The organism is Allomesorhizobium camelthorni (assembly GCF_011045125.1).
GTDB classification, from domain to species: domain Bacteria; phylum Pseudomonadota; class Alphaproteobacteria; order Rhizobiales; family Rhizobiaceae; genus Allomesorhizobium; species Allomesorhizobium camelthorni.
In genome coordinates this window covers 1-594 of the sequence record NZ_JAAKZF010000332.1, presented here as the reverse complement: position 1 = coordinate 594, position 594 = coordinate 1, and the positions used below count along the sequence as shown (strand labels likewise).

The window sequence follows — 594 nt, the reverse complement described above, 5'->3', positions numbered from 1 at the left end:
GTGATCGTGCACGTCTACGTGCAAGGCTGTCCCGGTCACCAGTTCACCATTGAACTCTCTGATAAATTGCCCCCATGCGCGGCTCGCTCCTAGCCACGCCGCTGCTCGGTCCGGGAGCTCGATACCTTCCGTGTCAGCTACCGATGACCCGTCATGGGTGACGTGAAAGAAATAGCGGGGCATCGACGCCTCCTAGTTCCTCGGGAAAGGAAACACAGTGTCCGTCGCTCCGCCTGCCTCGCCATATAGGCGTCTTTCGCTGTAAGGTAGTCCACGTAAAAGGGTCGTCGTCCGCCTTCTTTTGGGCAAAGAGACGGACGCCGGCCCTTTCGGCCATATGAAGGAGTATACGGCGGCCAAGTGCTGACTACATCTTGGCCGATTTGATTAGGCTATCGTTGCTTCGGCTTGTGGAGCTCCAGCGCCAAGGCGGCGCGATGTAGTCCTGTTAACCGCTTGGCCAAGTCCAGCGAGATGTTGAATTTCTTGGCGAAAGCCTTGGCCTCCCCATCCTCGTGTGGCTGCGCGTCAGGATTCCGCCAACGATTGTCGTCTACCATGTGATCCTCGCCAAATGTGGAGAGGCAGATCGCT

Annotated in this window: 2 protein-coding genes; both read right to left on the bottom strand. The window is 57.6% G+C overall.

Annotated elements, in window-relative coordinates; all coding sequences use genetic code 11:
* Window positions 1–183 (bottom strand): DUF6894 family protein (locus G6N73_RS36655; RefSeq protein WP_206079294.1); only part of this gene is annotated, 183 nt, incomplete at its 3' end.
* Window positions 184–392: 209 nt separating this feature from the next.
* Window positions 393–594: hypothetical protein (locus tag G6N73_RS36205; protein WP_206079293.1), on the bottom strand; the 202-nt coding region annotated here is incomplete at its 5' end.